The 17,920-nt window shown below is 59.5% G+C and carries 16 protein-coding genes and 1 pseudogene; 7 read left to right on the top strand and 10 right to left on the bottom strand.

The features are described from left to right. Positions 1–70: 70 nt before the first annotated feature. A complete protein-coding gene (locus tag RCO24_RS17835) occupies positions 71–367 on the bottom strand; it encodes a hypothetical protein (RefSeq protein ID WP_308964030.1) in 297 nt (98 codons plus the stop codon). A 470-nt stretch (positions 368–837) separates the two neighbouring features. Between RCO24_RS17835 and RCO24_RS17840 the strand changes: the two genes are divergently transcribed. After that, entirely contained in the window at positions 838–2,124 is a 1,287-nt protein-coding gene (locus RCO24_RS17840) for a tyrosine-type recombinase/integrase (protein WP_308964031.1), read from the top strand. A gap of 308 nt (positions 2,125–2,432) precedes the next feature. Here RCO24_RS17840 and RCO24_RS17845 read toward each other — a convergent pair whose 3' ends face one another. The 5 genes from RCO24_RS17845 to exbB form a co-directional block, all read right to left on the bottom strand. Further along, positions 2,433–3,059, bottom strand: a complete 627-nt coding sequence (locus RCO24_RS17845; protein WP_308964032.1) for a tyrosine-type recombinase/integrase — start codon at positions 3,057–3,059, stop codon at positions 2,433–2,435. 209 nt (positions 3,060–3,268) lie between these two features. After that, the gene (locus RCO24_RS17850) at positions 3,269–3,718 is read right to left on the bottom strand and encodes a peroxiredoxin (RefSeq protein ID WP_308964081.1); all 450 of its coding nucleotides are present in this window, start codon (positions 3,716–3,718) and stop codon (positions 3,269–3,271) included. Between the two features lie 258 nt (positions 3,719–3,976). Continuing rightward, entirely contained in the window at positions 3,977–4,795 is an 819-nt protein-coding gene (locus tag RCO24_RS17855; protein ID WP_308964033.1) for an energy transducer TonB, read from the bottom strand. Next, entirely contained in the window at positions 4,792–5,262 is a 471-nt protein-coding gene (gene exbD, locus RCO24_RS17860) for a TonB system transport protein ExbD (RefSeq protein ID WP_308964034.1), read from the bottom strand. Before exbD ends, RCO24_RS17855 begins: the two co-directional genes overlap by 4 nt. 3 nt (positions 5,263–5,265) lie before the next feature. Beyond that, entirely contained in the window at positions 5,266–6,306 is a 1,041-nt protein-coding gene (gene exbB / locus RCO24_RS17865; protein WP_308964035.1) for a tonB-system energizer ExbB, read from the bottom strand. 537 nt (positions 6,307–6,843) lie between these two features. Here exbB and RCO24_RS17870 point away from each other — a divergent pair. Continuing rightward, positions 6,844–7,116 carry a metal/formaldehyde-sensitive transcriptional repressor gene (locus RCO24_RS17870; protein ID WP_308964036.1) on the top strand — a complete coding sequence of 91 codons (273 nt, stop codon included), beginning with the start codon at positions 6,844–6,846 and terminating at the stop codon, positions 7,114–7,116. A gap of 113 nt (positions 7,117–7,229) precedes the next feature. Here RCO24_RS17870 and dmeF read toward each other — a convergent pair whose 3' ends face one another. Continuing rightward, positions 7,230–8,321, bottom strand: coding sequence for a CDF family Co(II)/Ni(II) efflux transporter DmeF (gene dmeF / locus RCO24_RS17875; protein WP_308964037.1), 1,092 nt, complete (start codon positions 8,319–8,321; stop codon positions 7,230–7,232). A 30-nt stretch (positions 8,322–8,351) separates the two neighbouring features. After that, a pseudogene (locus RCO24_RS17880) lies at positions 8,352–8,625 on the bottom strand (metal/formaldehyde-sensitive transcriptional repressor). 311 nt (positions 8,626–8,936) lie between these two features. Here RCO24_RS17880 and RCO24_RS17885 point away from each other — a divergent pair. The 5 genes from RCO24_RS17885 (at position 8,937) to RCO24_RS17905 (ending at position 15,028) form a co-directional block, all read left to right on the top strand. Beyond that, positions 8,937–9,950 carry an LLM class flavin-dependent oxidoreductase gene (locus RCO24_RS17885; RefSeq protein WP_308964038.1) on the top strand — a complete coding sequence of 338 codons (1,014 nt, stop codon included), beginning with the start codon at positions 8,937–8,939 and terminating at the stop codon, positions 9,948–9,950. Between the two features lie 105 nt (positions 9,951–10,055). After that, a complete protein-coding gene (locus RCO24_RS17890; RefSeq protein WP_308964039.1) occupies positions 10,056–12,341 on the top strand; it encodes a TonB-dependent receptor in 2,286 nt (761 codons plus the stop codon). Further along, positions 12,329–13,222, top strand: a complete 894-nt coding sequence (locus RCO24_RS17895) for an ABC transporter substrate-binding protein (protein ID WP_308964040.1) — start codon at positions 12,329–12,331, stop codon at positions 13,220–13,222. The genes RCO24_RS17890 and RCO24_RS17895 overlap by 13 nt, the downstream gene beginning before the upstream one ends. A gap of 4 nt (positions 13,223–13,226) precedes the next feature. Further along, positions 13,227–14,207, top strand: a complete 981-nt coding sequence (locus RCO24_RS17900; protein ID WP_308964041.1) for an iron ABC transporter permease — start codon at positions 13,227–13,229, stop codon at positions 14,205–14,207. Beyond that, complete coding sequence (locus RCO24_RS17905) at positions 14,201–15,028, top strand: ABC transporter ATP-binding protein (RefSeq protein ID WP_308964042.1); 828 nt, start codon at positions 14,201–14,203, stop codon at positions 15,026–15,028. The genes RCO24_RS17900 and RCO24_RS17905 overlap by 7 nt, the downstream gene beginning before the upstream one ends. Positions 15,029–15,494: 466 nt before the next feature. On the opposite strand, the gene RCO24_RS17910 is transcribed toward RCO24_RS17905, so the two are convergent. Both RCO24_RS17910 and RCO24_RS17915 read right to left on the bottom strand, forming a co-directional pair. Next, entirely contained in the window at positions 15,495–16,529 is a 1,035-nt protein-coding gene (locus RCO24_RS17910) for an acyltransferase (protein ID WP_308964044.1), read from the bottom strand. A gap of 209 nt (positions 16,530–16,738) precedes the next feature. Then, positions 16,739–17,869, bottom strand: coding sequence for a hypothetical protein (locus RCO24_RS17915; RefSeq protein WP_308964045.1), 1,131 nt, complete (start codon positions 17,867–17,869; stop codon positions 16,739–16,741). Between the last annotated feature and the right edge of the window lie 51 nt (positions 17,870–17,920).

Here is a 17,920-nt window from a genome sequence, read left to right on the forward strand (position 1 = left end):
TCTGCCCGTTTCCTGCTACCCGGTCGCTCTTCAAAGAGATCGTCGATCAAATCTGCCCAACTGAAACGGTTCAGTTCGGTCGCTCGAATTCTGTCTTCCGTGCGCCATTTAGCTCTTCCGCCGCGATGGCCTTGAGCGTTGCCAAATCCATCTCGACGTTGTCGGACAGTCGCGCAATTTCGGCCGCGACCTTTGCCCAATGCCAGAAACCGTGGTTGTCACCTCGCGCTCGCGAGCGGGCAACGAGGCGCTGCGCCTCATAGTATGCTGTGCGTTCGTTTGCGCGGAGTAGGATCCGCGCGTCGGCCTTCCAAAGGGCCCGCAACTGCCGCCGTCGATCCAACCACTGTTGAATGAAGCCAAACATCTGAAAACATCCGCGCCCATCGAGAAGATCCCGTCGTAGTTCTCCGACGAGCCCGCAATATATTTGAAAAGGCTTTGATGGAGGAGAGCATGCCTGCTTCGGCCAGCGAAAAGAAGGCTGCGCAATATGTGCGCATGTCAACCGACTACCAGCAGTATTCAACCGCCAATCAAAAGGCTGCCATCGCCGGACCTGTTCGGTAGGTCTGTCCCTCAAGCGGTCATAGCGTGACGACGGGACAGCCGTGCCGCTCGCACTTTTGGCAATGTCTGCTCACCATGGGTCTGCGTCATCGGAGGCCAACCGCGGTTCTACAGAAGCAAACATTAGCCGCCGCATTGATCCGCAACGCTGTACGGACCTTCGACTATGCCCATTTGGGTTTGCATCATGTGGCTATCTCCGCAGCAATCTCGATGCATAATCGAACTGCATGCCGAGATATCGGCACATGAGTGAGGAGTGACCCAATGAATAAGCACGACACCATCCTGGGTGATCCCCAGGTTCGCCGATCCATGAGATACCGACGTGCCGGATACTACCACTGTTTTGATGTTGGCAAGGCCGTAGGCTACATCCCGAGGCAATCGGGCCCTGGGCGGTGGGTTGCAAGGGTGACCCAACATTGCAAGCTGTATCGCGAAGAGACATTCGCAATTGCTGACGACTACGACCGATCTAATGGTGCGACGATTCTGACGTTTGCAGAGGCGAAGGCACGCGCTCAGAACCTTTGTTCGCGACCGCATTTAACCAAGAACTTTTCTGCTCAGGTGTGCTTTGGAAAGGAGCGTGGACTCCGCTTCTGCCCCTTCGGAGACGTTTACACCGTTGGTCACGCACTCGCCGAGTATGTCGAGTGGAAGCGCACCTTTGGGACTGAGAGCTCGTTTCAGACCGCGCTGAGCAACATCAACTACTACATCTATCCCGAACTAGGGACGGTTCGAGCAGACGAACTCAACCACATTCACATACGTCGGATGATGGAGCGTATTGAAGCGACGCCATCAAATTCAGCAAAGTCTGCGACGCGCTTCCTGATCGATCCCAAAACCTTGGACCCAGATGCGCGCCGGAAGCGCCGCGTCTCCGCCAACAATGCCGTCTCCATTCTTCGCGCGGCGTTGTTGTTGGCGTGGGAAGCCGGCAAAATCTTAGATGATAGAGGGTGGCGACGAACCTTTCGCTTCAAGGACGGTGTCCGCCCCCGTACAGACATTCTGACGCGCCAGCAGTTTGAGAGCTTGTTGGCTGTGGCCGATGCAGAAATAAAAACCCTTCTGATCGGGCTCTTTTATACCGGCTGCCGCATTACCGAGCTGCTCAGCATCCAGGCTGGAGACCTTCTTGCTGATCGGCTAGCCGTCTACATTCGTGCCGTAAAGAAGGTAGAGGCACACTACATCGCGCTTCCGCGCACCGGCTATGATTACCTTCTTTCACTCGCGACGAAACGTGGCTCAACGGATCTCATCTTTACCCGGGCCGACGGTAGCAGTTGGACGCGCTACGCCATGCAGAGTCGATTTAGAACAGCTCTGAAAAAAGCAGGTCTGCCGAACCGCTACGTCTTCCATACAATGCGGCACACATACGCGTCGCTGCGGCTTCAGGAAGGCATCTCACCCATAGCGGTTGCTCGTCAGCTTGGACATCGGCACGTTCGGACCGTCATGCAGACCTACGCGCATTGCACTGATGACGTGCTCGATCAGGAAATTCGAGAGAAGTTTATTCCTCCGGTTCTGTAGATCGACTGTGGAGCGTCTCGGTGCGTCGTCGATTGTAGGGTGGATTCATCCGCATCTCCCGCCGCAGCCAAGGTGCGCTCCGCGGGAGGGTGTATTCGCTCCGGCTCGTGAATTCAAATCCGCCATCACGTTCAGAATAACGTTGCAAACCAGACGGTTGTACAAGTTTATGCTGCGGTTACGTCCATCATGTGGAAATGCCAACGGCCAAGTTCGGCGGTCAGTCCCAATAGCTGCCATCGGCATAATGGTGATCGGCGAGGCAACCGGCACCGCCGACCACGTCCGGTATCTAGCGCGTCAGTTGCTCAGATGTCGATCTTCTCGGCGATCTCAATCGCGTCGTCTACCTCTATGCCGGGGTACCTTACGGTGCTTTCGATCTTCGAATGCCCAAGCAATAGCTGGACAGCCCGAAGGTTTCCGGTTCTCCGGTAGATGAGCACCGCCTTTGTCCGACGCAGCGAGTGTGTGCCGAACTTCGCCGTGTCGCGACCGATACTGGCGATCCACTCAAGAACGAGACGCGCGTACTGCCGCGTTGTCAGCCCACCTCTGTCGCCACGACCGGCGAAGAGGAACTGACGCGGCTTGCGTCCAGTCAAGCGCAGATACTCGTCGATGGCCTGGCGTGTCTGATCGGTTAGCTCAAACCGTACCGGCCTGCCGGTCTTCTTCTGCCGGACGGTTGCGCGGTCCATCGAGTATCCGCTCGGCGCAACGTCATCGACGCGAACGGCAACTACGTCACAGCCTCGAAGCTTGCTGTCGATCGCCAGGTTGAAGAGAGCCAGGTCTCTCTTCTTGCCCTCGATTTCGAGCTTGGTCCGGATCGACCAGACGTGGCTCGGGCGCAAGGGCGGCTTCGCGCCTACTAGCTTGCCCTTGTTCCAAGGTACTCGGGTCACTGTCTTTGGAGCATGTTCCTGTTCCATGGTTGGTCTCCTTTCTAGAGAGACGAACGAACGTGCTCCGCAGCAGAGCCAACGCCTTACTCAACGGCTGGATTCGGGCTAAAACTTCCTTGGATTGGTTTGCGGCCGACGATTATGACCCAAAGTGGAAGGGACTACTGGCGCTGTTTTATGCACAGGTCCGCGTCCGGTTTCAGTGATTTCATCCGTTGTTGTTATTGCACTCTCAATCACGCTGCTGGACGCGCTCGCAACCAGTTGGCGACGTCTGTGGCGCTGCGATCAGGTGGAAACACGGGATAGAAGATGTGTTTGATCCGCCCGTCGACGATAATCATCGTCAAACGCTTCAGGAGCCGCATTCCGCTCGTCTCGAAGGTGGGCAATCGCATCGCGTCGGTGAACTTGAAGTCGCAGTCCGAAAGCAGCGCAAACGGCAGGTGAAGGCGTTCTGCAGCCGCCTGCTGGTAATGGGTTGTTTGGGTGGAAAGGCCGAACAGGTGGTCCGCGCCGAGCGCCTTAAGCTCGGCATGGTGATCTCTGAACGAACAGGACTGCGGCGTGCAACCGCGAGCGCCTGGCAGCATGTCCCAGCCGTCGGGCAACGCGATGCCCAGCCGACCCGTCATCGGGTAGGCGTACACCACGGTCATCCCTGCGAGGTTTGACAGATCGATGATTTGCCCGTAACTGCCACCCGAAACTGTCGATCAGCAACAGCACGATCTTTTTGGGTTGAGGGTAAGCGCCCCCGAAGCAGTCGACCGGCAACAGTGGACCAATACGCTCCCCCGTCAGCAAATAGTGCAGAGTGGCAGGCAGATTTGCGAACGAATAGTCCTCGTATATCGGAATTAACAGTTGGTCGCCGAGAGGAGCGAAGCGCTTCAGCGTGTGGTCAACGAGCATGTATCGTGGTCCCGCGACAAGCAAGCACTCTAGCGTTTGATCCGAAACTGGATCGGCTGCGCGAACTTGAAGGTTACGTCGATAACATCCGTTGGCGGTGCGGGGAACGGACTTGCGCTGTTGAGCGCGTCGAGCGCTGCCTGATCGAGAAGTGCCGAGCCAGAACTTCTGTCGAGCCGAGCGGCGACAACCTTGCCTGAACGATCGATGGAGTACGAGACGAGCGCCACACCTTGTTCGCCCCGCGAACGCGCGTCGCTTGGATATTTTTTGTGCTTGTTGAGGTGGAGAGCGACAGCCTTCTGCCACGTTAGGGTGGCCTGCGACGGCTTTGACGACAAGCCCTGTTTGGCAGCGGCCGGCTTTTCAGCCTCGGGGGCCTCGACTGGCGGCGGAGCGCTCGCCTCCTGCGCCGCGGATGACGCGGTGGGAGCCGCCACCTGCTTCGGAAGCGGGTTCTCTTCGGCCTTCTTTTCTTCGGTCTCTTCCACCGGCTCGCTATTTTTGACGACGACTTCCGGCTGAGGTGCCAGCGGTGCCTCGGGAACCTTCGGCGTCTCTATCTCGGACTTCTGGACCTCCTCCTCGGTTGCCGCGACGGCCGCGGCAGCTTCGTCGGCGCGTGGACCGATGGCCAGATTGAGCATCTCGATCGGCGGCGAAACGGTTTCCGGCGCGTATTCGACCATGTATGCGCCTTCCGTCTCGTCGCTGGTGACCTCGTCCGACCACTCAACGTATGCCAATGCGCCGGCGGCAGCGTGCATCGAGATCATCATCACCGAGGCGACCAGCCAGCGGCTGTGACGTGAACGCGAAACTTCGAATGGTTCGAGGTGCGCAATCATGGCGTGGCAGGGCTCGCTGTCGTTCCAGAGGAGGGGGGCGCATCCTGAGATGGAGCTGGCAAACCTTCCAGGCCGACGAGTGCGATTTTTACGTAACCCGCCGATCGCAAGGTATCCATCAGACGGATCAACTCGCCGTACTGAACCGTTTTGTCAGCTCGCAAGAACAGCCGTTTGTTGCGGTCGGATCCAGTCTCGACATCGAGCGCCGAGCCGAGAGCGCCCCATAGCACCGAGTTGTTTCCCACGGCGAGGGATTGGTCTGCCTTGAGCGTCACGAACAGCGGCTTGTCCGGTTTGGGAGCGGGTTGGGCGGCCGAAACGGGCAGATCGACCGGAATGTCGACGGTCGAAAGCGGGGCTGCGACCATAAAGATGATCAGCAACACCAGCATCACGTCGATGAACGGCGTGACGTTGATCTCATGCGTTTCCGTGGCGTCATCACCTTCAAGACGTCCGGCCATGAATTACTCCGCGGCCATGAGTTCGGCGCGTATGCCGCGATCTAAGTCGCGCGACACAAGGCCAAGCACTGTGACAGACGCATCGCCGATCAACGCTTTGTAGCCGCCGATCGCGCGGGCGAAATGGTTATAAATAATAACGGCGGGGATGGCTGCGACGAGTCCGAAGGCCGTGGCGAGGAGGGCCTCGGCAATGCCCGGCGCGACGATGGCGAGGTTTGTCGTTTGCGATTCAGAGATGCCAATGAAGCTGTTCATGATTCCCCAGACGGTGCCGAAGAGACCGATGAACGGCGCCGTGGATCCGATGGTCGCGAGTAGACCGGTACCGCGGTTAATGTCGCGCCCAGCGGCCAGTTCGACCCGGTCGAGTCGCGCTTGAATGCGCTCTTTGATGGCGTGCTTGTCGGCAACGTCCCATGACGCCCGGGTTTCGGCGATCGCCGCTCGGATCATCGCCGGAACCGCGCCGCGATTCACCTCGACCAGGCTTGAGGCTTCATGAATCGAGTTTGCCGTGCTGAGGTTGCGAAGCTGTTTTGAGAGACGACGTTTGGCGGCCCAAAGCTCGAATGTCTTTGCAAGCCAAACGGTCCAGGTGACAAGCGACGCGAGAACCAGACCGATCATCACCGACTTTACGACCAGGTCCGCCTGCAGGAACATTCCCCATGGCGAAAGATCGTGAGGTTTGGTCGGGGAAGGTTTGGCGGTCAATTGAGGCGCTGAATGTGCCTCCGATGACGCGGAAACCCCAGCGGCTGTCACGTCATGGGAAGGAAAGTTACTTGCGGACGGAGCGGTTGAATTTTCGTCCGTCACTGTTGCCTGCTTCGCCGGCACTGGTTCGGTTGCTGGAGCGGAGTTCGTCGCGGCAGGGAGTGCAGATGCTTCACTCGTCGCGGCGGTATTGGGGGTCTGAGCGTTTTTCGGTTCAGTGCTCTGCTCAAGAATTGCAGGTACCGAGCTCGGCGCAGAGGAAGCCGGTTCTTTCAGATCGCCGGCATCCTGTGCGTGTGCAAGTTGCAGCGTGGGAAGCATCATCAAGAGGACAATGAGGACGAAGTTGCACGTGGACCGACGAGCGTTGTCCCACGCCTTCGCTTCGAAGCGATTTCCTGATGGTGTTCCGGACAGTTCGAGGAAAATGGTACGCTCCTGTGTCTTGCTAGACTGTTCTTTAGTGAGAACCCGGACAGGAATTTTCTATCCCTGGCAGGTGCCGAGCCGGCTTTCGAGTGTGTTCGCAAGCAGCTCGTAGGACCCTAGATGGCTGGCAGCATGGAACGTTCACGCCGGAAGCGAAATCGATCAGGGGGCGCCACGGCTGATGTCCCTACCCCATCGCGGAGCGCAACTCATCGTGCCTAATCCATATACGGGGCCACTCAAGCTCAAGGTCAACGAAGGATTTCCGCATTTCTTATATACGAGAATAGTATAGCCCCCTATATTACTAGAAGGGATGGTGGGGCATGCTATAAGTCGAGTGGGCCAGCTCGTTAATTTTGCAGTACGCACCTCATTAATTTTTCCGGTATGGTGTGTTCGGAAAGTTCGAATCTGAGAGACGTGCGCTCTATGTCCCACACCATCAGAGACAAGAAGAAATTGCTCGCGCGGGTGCGTCGCATTCAAGGTCAGTTCGAAGGCTTGGAACGCGCCCTCGAGGCAGAAGTGCCGTGCTCCGAGATTCTGCGCCAACTCGCATCGATCCGCGGAGCGACGAGCGGTCTGACCGCAGAAATTGTGGAGGACCACATCCGGGAGCACATTCTGGATGCCAAATCGCCGTCCGATCGGCGCCAGGGCGGCGAGGAGCTGATCAGCGTCTTGCAGACCTACATGAAGTAACCAGTTCGCAATGGGATGGATCATAGGCGCCGCTTGAGCCTTGACTGCAAGCGGCGCTTTTTTTTCGTCGGTATTGTTGGGCGTTGCCGCTGACCGATCCTGTGCGTCGGCGATCAACCTGCAATTCTTGCGATCTGGTTTTGCTCTGCAGCGTTTGTCCAGCCATTGTCAGCCAAATCTTCGATCGCGGCCGCCCGTGAGGTCGTCGCAGCTTCAACCTCAATCGTCACGTGTGACAGCTCATGCACCTTGGTGAGCCGTGCTTTGTAATGCGATGGGTCCTTGGGCTCGCTGGAGGTGAGGGAGACGATCGCTCCGAAGTGTCCTGGCCCGAGCTGCCAAACGTGCAGGTCGGTGATGCGGTCCCCGTTTTGCTCGATGACCTCGTGGATTTCGCCTTGCAGCTCTTTGCCCTGTGGAACGGCGTCAAGGAGGACGCTGCCGGCGTCACGGATCAGCGCCCAGGACCAGTGGGCGATGACCAGACCGCCAACGACGCCCATTAGCGGGTCAGCCCAGTTCCAGCCGTACAAACTGCCAACAGCCAAGGCCACGATCGCTAGGATTGATGTCAGCAGATCGGCGAGGACATGCAGATATGCCGCCCGCAAGTTGTTGTCGTGACCGTGTCTCGTATGGTCATTGTGATCATGATCGTCATCATGGCGGTGGTCATGAGCATGATCGTGGCGTCCATGATGATGGTGCCCGTGTCCATGATCATGCCCATGTCCGTGATGATGATGGTGATCATCCTTCAGAAGCCAAGCGCTGATGAGGTTGACGATCAGTCCGACGACCGCAATCGCCATCGCCTGCTCGAAGCTGATGGGTACCGGGTTAGCTAGGCGTACGACGCTCTCCCATCCGATCAGGAGCGCAATCAGCGCCAATAGGACTGCGCTGGCAAAACCAGCGAGGTCGCCGAGCTTGCCGGTGCCAAAAGTGAAACGAGGATCGTGAGCGTAGCGCCGCGCGTAAAAATACGCGAACGCGGCGATGAGCATTGCGCCCGCATGGGTCGACATGTGCCAGCCGTCCGCGACGAGAGCCATTGAGCCATAGATCGTTCCGGCCGTGATCTCGATCACCATCATGCTGGCCGTCAGCGCGATCACGAACCACACTTTTCTCTCGTTTCGGCTGTGATGATCGCCAAGAAAGACGTGATCGTGGCTGGTGCTGGTTCTGTCTATCTGAGTCATTGATTGTGTTTTCCCCCAAGAATGAGCGAATTATTTCATGTAGGTCTGCAGGACGCTGATCAGCTCCTCGCCACCTTGACGCCGATCGGATGGCGATTTGGCTTCCAGGATGTGCTCTCGGATGTGGTCCTCAATCACTTCTGTTGTCAGCCCACTGATGGCGCCCCGCACCGAAGCGAGCTGGCGAAGCACTTCGGAGCAAGAAACTTCTGCCTCGAGGGCGCGCTCCAGGCCCTCGAGTTGCCCGCTGATGCGTCGCACGCGGGCTAGGAGTTTTTTTCTTGTCCCGAATGGTGTGCGACATGGAGCGTGCACCTCCGCAAGAGATAGCCTGACGGGGTATACTTTAATATGGCATAGGGGGGTATACTATTTTTGCTGATAACATATGCAGGATTCATTCGTTGACCTGCCGCACTTTCGCCGACGTATATGTCGGGGCGCATTGAGTGCGGATCTCAGGCGGGCACGGATGCCCGCCGTCCCGCTACTCTGCGAATTGGGGGCGTGTTTGACTACCGCATCGACTGATCGAAGCGACTTGTGCGATGAGAGGTTGCTCTCGCTTGGCTTTGGAGAGGCTTTGATCGCCGAAGGGCCGGCCGGTGATCGCCCATGATTAGACTCTCAGTGCTAGATCAATCGGCCACGTCCGCCGGCCGAAGCCATCAGGCTACCTTGCAGAACGCAATCGCCCTTGCGCAACACTGCGAGCGCCTTGGATACCATCGCTATTGGATAGGAGAGCATCACAGCAATCCAACCAATGTTGGACCTGCTCCGGAAATACTATGTGCCGCGGTGGCGGCGGTGACCGACCGTATCCGCGTTGGCAGCGCGGCGACGCTGCTCACGCATTACGCACCCTTGAAGGTGGCTGAGACCTTTCGTGTGCTGAGTGCAATTGCGCCCGGACGCATTGATCTTGGCATAGGTCGCGCGCCCGGCGGAGCGCCCGCTTTCGTGGCAGCTATGAACCGCGGTGTTCCTGAAAGAAATCACAACGATAGCGTCGACGAGTTGCTGCAATGGCTTGAGTACAATGGTGCGGCGCCGTCCAGCGACGACGATGTTCAAGCCTATCCGCGCGACGTCGATGGGCCGGTGCCATGGATGCTGGGAAGTACATTGCGGGGCGCCAAGCACGCCGCCCGTTTGGGGCTGCCGTTTTGCTTCAACTTCTCGAACAGCGCCAGCTACGGCCTCTCCCGAGAGGCGATAGAAACTTACCGGGCCGAGTTTCGCCCAAGTCGTGAGCTTGCCCATCCCTTGGCGTCGTTGTCGATTTGGACGATCGCGGCAGAGACCTCAGAGGAAGCGGACCGCCTCTTTTCTCCGAGGGCCTACTGGCGCGCGATGCTGGCCAGAGGAATACGCGTGCCGATTGTCGATCCGGAGCAGACGCACGAGGCGATCTACTCGGAAGACGAGCAGGCCTGTATCGACGACATGCGTCGTTATTCGCTTGTCGGCTCTGCCTCCGAAGTGGCGAAGCGCCTCCAAAGCATCGCGGAGGAGCATGCCATCGACGAACTCGTGCTTCTGACCTCAGCTTACAACGCGGCCGACCAGTTCAAATCCTATGAGCTCATAGCTAGAGCGTTGGATTTGCGCGCCTACAGATCTTGAGATCCGTCAAGAACTCAAGTTCGGCTTCAACACAGACCAGATGACGACGCGTGCCGGGGGGCTCGGACGCAGGGAATCCTACGTTCGAATTGGGGAGTAACTGAAATGACAGTTTGCAGGACGAGTGCGCTAATTGCAGCGCTCTCGGTATCAATGGCGGTAATTCCGCAGGGAGCTTCCGCACAGGAAACCGTGGCCAAGGATTCTGAGGGCACGGTTGTTCTGCCGGGCATCGAGGTGGAGGCGACGGCATCGGAGGCGCAAACAGCCAAGAAGGCCACGCAGCAACGCAAGAGCAATCCGCAGAAGCAGAGCGGCCCAGCCGCATCGGCCGTTGCCTCGGATGCACTCGTTGTCACGCCGGGCGGGCGCCCCGAGGCGCGTGGCAAGGTGGCCGGTACCGTCCAGGTCATTGATCGCGCGGTGATCGAGCGTTCGTCATCACAATCGGTCACCGAGCTCCTGCGAGAGAACGCTGTCGGTTTCTTCAGTGAATGGACGCCGGGACAGACCTCGATCAATATCCGCGGCGCCGCGACGGACGGCCAGGGCAAGGATTTCCGCAGCCAGGTATTGGTGCTGCTGAACGGCCATCGGGCCGGCACCGCGAACCTCTCGAAACTCTCGCTCTCCGACGTGGATCGCATCGAAATCGTCCGCGGACCGGCGTCGGTGGTTTACGGAAGCCAGAATCTCGGCGGTGTCATCAACATCATTTTGAAGACCGGCCGCTCTGCGCCCGGCACGCTGGTGGAGGGCAGCATCGGCTCCTGGGATCTTCACCAGGGCAAGGTGCAGCAAGGCGGCGTGAGCAACGGCGTCGATTACTACGTCGGCGTATCGGGCGGTGAGCGCGGCGACTATCACAGCGGCAAGGGCGGCAGCACGATGGAGAACACCGACTGGGAGCGCCGCGGGGCGACGGCCTCCCTCGGCTATCAGATCAATCCTAACAACCGGCTCGAGTTCAACGTTCGCACCGACGGCATCTACGATGTCGGTTTCCGCGGTTCGGGCGCCAATACTCTCAGCAAGGAAGACCGTTCAAACAAGTCCGCAGATGCGAGCTACTTCGGCCGCACGTCGGACGGGGTGTTCAACTGGTTCCTGCAGGGCTACGTCGTCGAGGATGTAGACAATTTCAAATGGGCCTCGCCAAACGGCGGCGGCACCTCGCTCGACCACAATCGCCGTGAGCTTGACGTCATCGGAACACGTTTCCAACCACGAGTGCGCCCCTGGGAAGGGCATGAGCTGTTGCTTGGTTGGGATTTCGAGCAGAGTACAGTGCGCTCCGATCGCTTCCGCCTCGGGCTCGGCGGCGCGTCGATCGCGCAGATACCGCCTCAGGATAACAACCAAACCGACCAAGTTAACGGGTTCTACTTCGAGGATTCCCAGTCTTTCTTCAATGACACGTTGGGGTTACGGGGCGGCATTCGCTACACGACCGGAACTACAACCTTCGACCACACGCCGCATTATCTTAATCAGAACAATACATCGCAGGATTACGACGCGCTGACGTATTCGTTCGGCGGAACCCTCGCGATTACCGATGGCGTGATCCTGCGCGCAGGCACCTCAACGGGCTTCCGCGCCCCGACCGCCACGGAGCTCGCGGCGGAGACGACAAACCTGAACGGCACGCGCGTATTCGGCAACCCTAACCTGGATCCGGAGACCAACCGTCAGATCGAGGTCGGAGCGAACATAAATGGGTGGCTTGGAACACTTGATGTCGCCGTGTTTCAGAACGTCATTTCCGACCGGATCACAACGCTTCCGCGTTCAGGTGTCTCCCCGCAGACATCCGACTACATTAATAATCCAGGCGACATCGAGGTGAGCGGCATCGAGGTGGGGTTCGACGCGAATATCCTGCGCTTGGTGGCGCCCGGTCCGAGCAATTGGCGTTGGAATCTGTTCTCGAACGGCTACTATCATTTTGACATGGTCGACAAGGGCGCTTCTGCGACTGCTAACACGGACAAGCCGCAGCGCATCTACGAATATCAGGCCTCTATTGGAACACGGTTTGGACAGTCGGGTCCCAGCGTCCGAGACTGGTCTCTGCAGGCTGTCGCCCTGCTACGCGGTCCCATGTGGTACGATAGCGAGGAGCGCTTCATCCCCGGCGTCGAGCCTACGTCGAGCTACATTCACCGCAAGGATCCGTTCTGGACCTGGAACGTTCGCGGTGACATCGAGCTCGCCGAAGGCGTGAAGTTCTTCGCCGGCGTGAACAACCTCTTCAATGTCAATGAGCACCCGATCCTTATCGCGACCGACACAGAGCCGTGCATTGCGGATCCCGCCTATCAGAACGGCGGTTGCGGCACCTCCATGCCAGGTCGTGAGTTTGTGGCGGGTCTGCAATGGCGATGGTAACGCGCACAGTGGTCGCCGCACTAGCGGCGACCACTGGCCTCTGGTCACCGGCAGTGCAGGCGGAAAGGGTGTCGGTCGTCGACGCGCTTGGACGGACGGTCGAGATCGCTACGCCGCCGCAACGCATCGTGACGGTGTTCTCGTCCAACACCGAATTGGTTGCGGCCCTTGGCCTTGCCGACCGCATTGTCGGCATCGACGCCATGACGCCCTATCCACCGGAGATCGTCGGTAAACCTCACATCGGCGGGCGCCTCGGGTTTTCGGTCGATGCGGTCGTCGCGCAACGGCCCGATCTCGTCATCGTTACTCCCGCGCGCCAAGCCGCCAATCAACTCGTCGAGCCGATGCAGCGGGTTGGGGTTCCCGTCATCGTTCTCACCGCGCGCACCATGGCGGAGGTCATGGCCAACCTGCGTTTGCTCGGCCGTGCAACCGGGCAAATGGAACGCGGAGAGAAGACGGCGGACGAGCTCAAGAAACGTCTTGCGGCCGTCGCAGAGCGGAACCAGAACAGTCCTCTGCTACGGGCCGTCATGATCACTGGCCGTCTTGGCAACGGACTCTTTTTGATCGCACGCCCCAACACTTATACAGGCGACGCAATGAGAATTGCCGGCACGGTGCCTGCGTTGCCCACGCTCACGACGCTGGCGCAAGTCTCGCCGGAGGCCATTCTGGCTGCTTCGCCGGACGTCATCCTGTTTGCCGGAGGGCAGGAGGATCTAGACGATCTTCTCGTTCGTCCCGGCTGGAGAGATCTCGTCGCGGTAAAGCAAGGGCGGGCATGGACGGTGCCGCGTGCTGAGTGGCTGATCCCGGGTCCGCGCACCGTGGACGGCATCGAGCGTCTTGCTCGCCAATTGCATACGGGGCACTGACAGAATGCGCGTCTGGATAACACTTGGCGGTTTCGTTTTTCTCGCGCTCACCGTCGGAATCTGCGCGGGGCATACCTGGGAGGGCCCTGATGCCGTGTTCAGGGCATTGGCGGGTGACACTTCAATGGAGAGCGCGTTGCTCCTTGAATGGCGCGTGCCGCGCGTTCTCGCCGCGGCACTCGTCGGCGCACTGCTTGGACTGGGTGGAGCGATCTTCCAAGGCGTCTTCCGCAATCCCCTCGCAGAACCCTATCTGCTTGGTTCGGCTGGCGGCGCTGCGTTGGGGGCGACCGTAGCGCTGCTTGTTCCACTCAGCCTATCGCAAACCTTCTCATTGCCAATACTTGCATTCGCCGGTGCTTGGGGGGCGACGCTTCTGGTGATCGGCGTCGCGCGTGCCGCAGGCACGATGGATGTGTCGACGCTTCTTCTGTCGGGCGTAGCGGTGTCCGCGGTTCTTGCAGCCTTCAAATCGTTTCTTATGCTGGCGCTCTCCGATGAAACGGTGAGCTTGCAAGTGGTGCTGAGCTGGGTCCTGGGAGGCATGCAGACGCCGACCTGGGCCGGCGTCGGCGGTCTCGCTGCGGTCTCGTTGGCGGCACTGCTTGGCTGCCTCGCGCTCGCGCCGGGACTGGATAAGCTCGGCCTAGGAGAGGCGATGGCGTCCACCTTCGGGATGAATGTCGATCGCTTCATTGGCGTGGCGGTTCTGGTGGGAGCGGCGACGGTTGCGATTTCCGTTACGGTGGGCGGTCTGATCGGCTTTGTCGGGCTCGCCGCGCCGCACATCGCGCGCTGGAGGTTAGGACCACTCCATCGTTCTGTGATTCCGGCGTCGGCTTTGATCGGCGCCGCTATCGTAACACTGGCTGACGCCATTGCCCGCTCTGCGTTGCCGCCAGCCGAGATTCCACTTGGCCTCGTGACGGCCGTTGCAGGTGGCCCGTTCTTCTTGTTTCTCCTTGCAAGGAGCAGACAATGGTGAGTCTTGTCGCCCACAATCTATCGCTCATTCGCGCGGGAAAGCTGCTGCTTGACGACATCAGCCTGTCCGCTCGCGGGGCTGGATCAATCGCGATCATAGGTCCCAATGGCGCGGGAAAATCGACCCTGCTCAAAACCTTCGCTGGGTTGCTTTACCCATCGGCAGGCGCCGTTGCCTTAGGCGATCAGGCTTTGCAGCATGTGCCTGCGGACGAGCGCGCGCGAACGATCGGATACATGCCGCAGCACTTCGCTCCACACTGGGATATCCGTGTGCGCGACCTGTTGCGCATTTCGGTCGAGCGCGTGGGAACGGCTGCTGCTGCCGTGCGCGTGGATGAGGTGCTGACCACACACGCGATTGGCGATTTCGCCAACCGCTGGTGGTCGACGCTTTCCGGGGGAGAGAGCGCGCGCATCCTTCTGGCGATGGTAACCGCCATCGATCCTCCCATCTTGCTCGCCGATGAGCCGGCCGCGGCTCTCGACCCGCTTTATCGGCTGGACATGATCGAACGTATCGCGAAGCGTGGGCGAACGGGGATTTGCATCGCGGTAATGCACGATATCGATCTCGCGTTCCGCTTCTTCGATCGTATCGTCATGATGAAGAACGGACAGGTCGTTGCCGACGGATCTGCGGCGGAACTTTTTGAGACGTCGCACCTCGAAGAGACGTTTGGCGTTCGATTTCTGCGTTCGAAAATCGACAATGTCAGGTTTGCCGGTATTGGTTGGCCGACTGGCTCACCCTCGGCGAAGCAGGTAGCTGTTGTCGGCGCCCGATCAACCGTAGGAATTGTCAAAGCGGCGCCTCTATAGCAACACGCGCCGTTCCATCGGCCGTTGCCTTTCCGACATGCGTGCGTTTAGTGATTAGTGGCTAGCGGGTCGGTCTGCATTACCCACAGCCGTTCGCCTAGTTCAGCGCGCTTGACGATGATCTCTTTTCGGCTTCTCCGAACGGGTGGTTTGGCTGGCTTGGCGCTTTGAGCCATTGTCTGCTTTAAAGAGCACTGCTGACAACCGGATGAGGTCCATCGAGCCATCTTTTGGAAACCTCGTTGACGTCCGCTTTCTCGGCAAAGCGTCTCGCTACGCCGGTAGAGGCCGACGCCATGCTGGCCGCGACCCAGAAACGAAACCACCCGGAGGCTTACGCCTCCGGGGAACTGCGCCACTATACGGGATTTCCTTGTAGTTTCTCTCTGTAACTACTTCGCCGCAACCGTCCGGCGATGCTCCGGAACGATCGCCTTGCACCGTCCGACCGTCCGGCGCGCTGGTATCAAGCCGGAACGGGAGCTTTCCTCGTGAGAGCCAGTGAAATCCCGCGACGCCTCTTTGCGATCCAGCCCGCAATCGGCCGCTCGATGAACCGAAACGACAGCCAGCCGAGCGTCGGAATGACGATGAGGATCGCCGCAACCGTCAGCGGACCCGGGTAACTCACCTTTGCCATCGTGGCACCGTAGAGGATTGGCCAGTGCCACAGATAGGTGGAGTAGGACGCATCGCCCATTGAGACGAACAACCGTGGCGCGCTCCTCTTCGGTTCGAGTGCAACCATGCCGGCAACGAGAATGGCGGCTGGAATGCCGAGATAGTAGGGTCGCAGGTCCGCCTTGGACCAGGAATTGCCCATCATCAGGTAGGTGCCGATGCACAAACCGACGATGCCTATCGCCACGGTTGCAGCCGGTGGGACTTTCCAGCCCTTGTCCAAGTAAAGAAAAACGAGGATGCCGAACAGGAAATCGAGCACCACTGGAAACAGCAGGATGCCGTAGCTGAAGCCGGTTACTTGCGCCCATATCAGCAACCCCCCGTAGGCCAGCGCGAACGTTCCGAGAGCCCAGCGGATGAACTGCGCGGGCGTGATCAGAATTAGGACAGTGACGAGGCTGTAAAACCAGATCTCGAACCGCAGCGTCCATGCAACCGAGACGATCGGGTTTCCGCCTGTAAGGGCAATGGCATGCCAGAGAGACGCGGGCTTGCCCCACGATACCGAGCCGGTGATCGCGAATGCTGCCACCATCGAAGCGGCGAGGACGACCCAATACAGCGGGTAGATCCTGGCCGCGCGGTTGAAGCCGAAATCAGCGGCGCCCGCCAGTCGGCCCTTGTTCTCGGATGCTGCAACGGCGGATCTCGAAATGACGTATCCGGAGATCACGAAGAACAGATCAACGCCTGTGAATCCGGCGGCGAAGGCATAGCTTTTCAGCCATGGAAGCCATGAACCCCATTGCAGGGTGGCGTGGCAAAGCACAACGAGCATGGCGGCAATGCCGCGGAGCATCTGGATGTTGCGGATCATCGATTGTCCCCCCACGGAGTATCGTAAGGGGACAGGTCGAAGTGACTAGCGGATTCGTAATGTACCTGACGCAGATCAGAAAGCTGGAGCGTTTTGCTGTGAGTACGGAGGTATCCGTAATGAAAACCCCGGAGGGGTGAGCCTCCGGGGCGCTGGGCAACTATTCGATATTTTCGAATGGTTCGAAAAAGGCAGGATTATCCTACCTTTTACGCCGGTATGATAGCCTTGCACCGTCCGACCGTCCGGCGCGCTGGGATAACGCCGGAGCGTTCCCATTCTCCGAGCCAGTCCGACACCGTCGACCGCGGTACTCCGAACATCACCTGCAACGAAATGTTGCTCGGTACGCTCCGTCCGTCCGAGATCTGGTCGAGCACGTAACTGCGCACCTCGCCCTTCAATCCGTCCGTCCGTCCGTCCGGCGGACCTTTTTTCGGCCCTCCGGATGCCCACTTCGCATCCGGGCCGTGGCCTTTCGGCGCCGGACGCTCCGGCTTGGTGCCGCCGGCCGGACGCTCCGGGCTCGCCGGAGCGTTCTTGAGTAGCGCCGGATGGTCCGACATGGCCGCATAGTCGGACTGTCCGGTGACGTCGACCGGAAGGTCGTTACGGAGTGTAATGGCCTTTGCTGCCTTGCGCTCGCGCCGCACCTGCAGTGCCAACGCGATCAAATACTCGCCGAGCGCCACCAGCGACCAGATCGCGAAATCGAGGCCGACTGCGAAGGCGATCACGGTGCCCTTGCGGATGGCGCCGGCCGTCAAGCCCGCCCACGAAAGCGCCCAGGCCCATAGCGTGGAGCCGAGGTCGCCCGTCGGTGGGGCCACGAAGGCCTCGAGCTGCTTTGTCAGCTTCTCGAGCGACGCCTGCCGCTGGTTGAGGATGAAGGTCGCCGACTTGCAATCCTTGCCGGGGCCGCCTTTGCACGCTTTCGGCTGCCACTTGTTGGATTCCTCGACCAGTGTTTTCGTGGCGTCGTAGTCGGCCTGAACGCGGGCCTTGTCTTCGATGTGCTTGGTTTCGAGCGCCGCGTTCGCCTCCTTGATCTCGCCCGTGCGGCCGGATGTGGCCGGCAGCGAGTAGAACAGGAACGCGGCGAACGAGATGCCGATCGCGCCCGCGATGAGGCGGGCACCAGTACGCCAGGCGATGGCGCAGAACACCGGCAGCAGCGCGAGCGTGACCATGGCGCCGATCATCGACCAGCGCGTGCCAGGCGTGCCGCCGTCGGTGTATTCGAGGCCGAGCACGATTTGAAGCGCCAGGAGCCCGAGGGCGCCGAGAACGGCCGCGATGCCTGCGATGACAAGCGCGGCGGGAGATGGTATGTGTTTCATGTCGAAAGTCCTTTCCTTTGAGAAGGGGGAGGGGTTTTGAGACACGGGCCG

The sequence above is a fragment of the Hyphomicrobium sp. LHD-15 genome (assembly GCF_031157355.1).
In the GTDB taxonomy this organism is placed as follows: domain Bacteria; phylum Pseudomonadota; class Alphaproteobacteria; order Rhizobiales; family Hyphomicrobiaceae; genus Hyphomicrobium_C.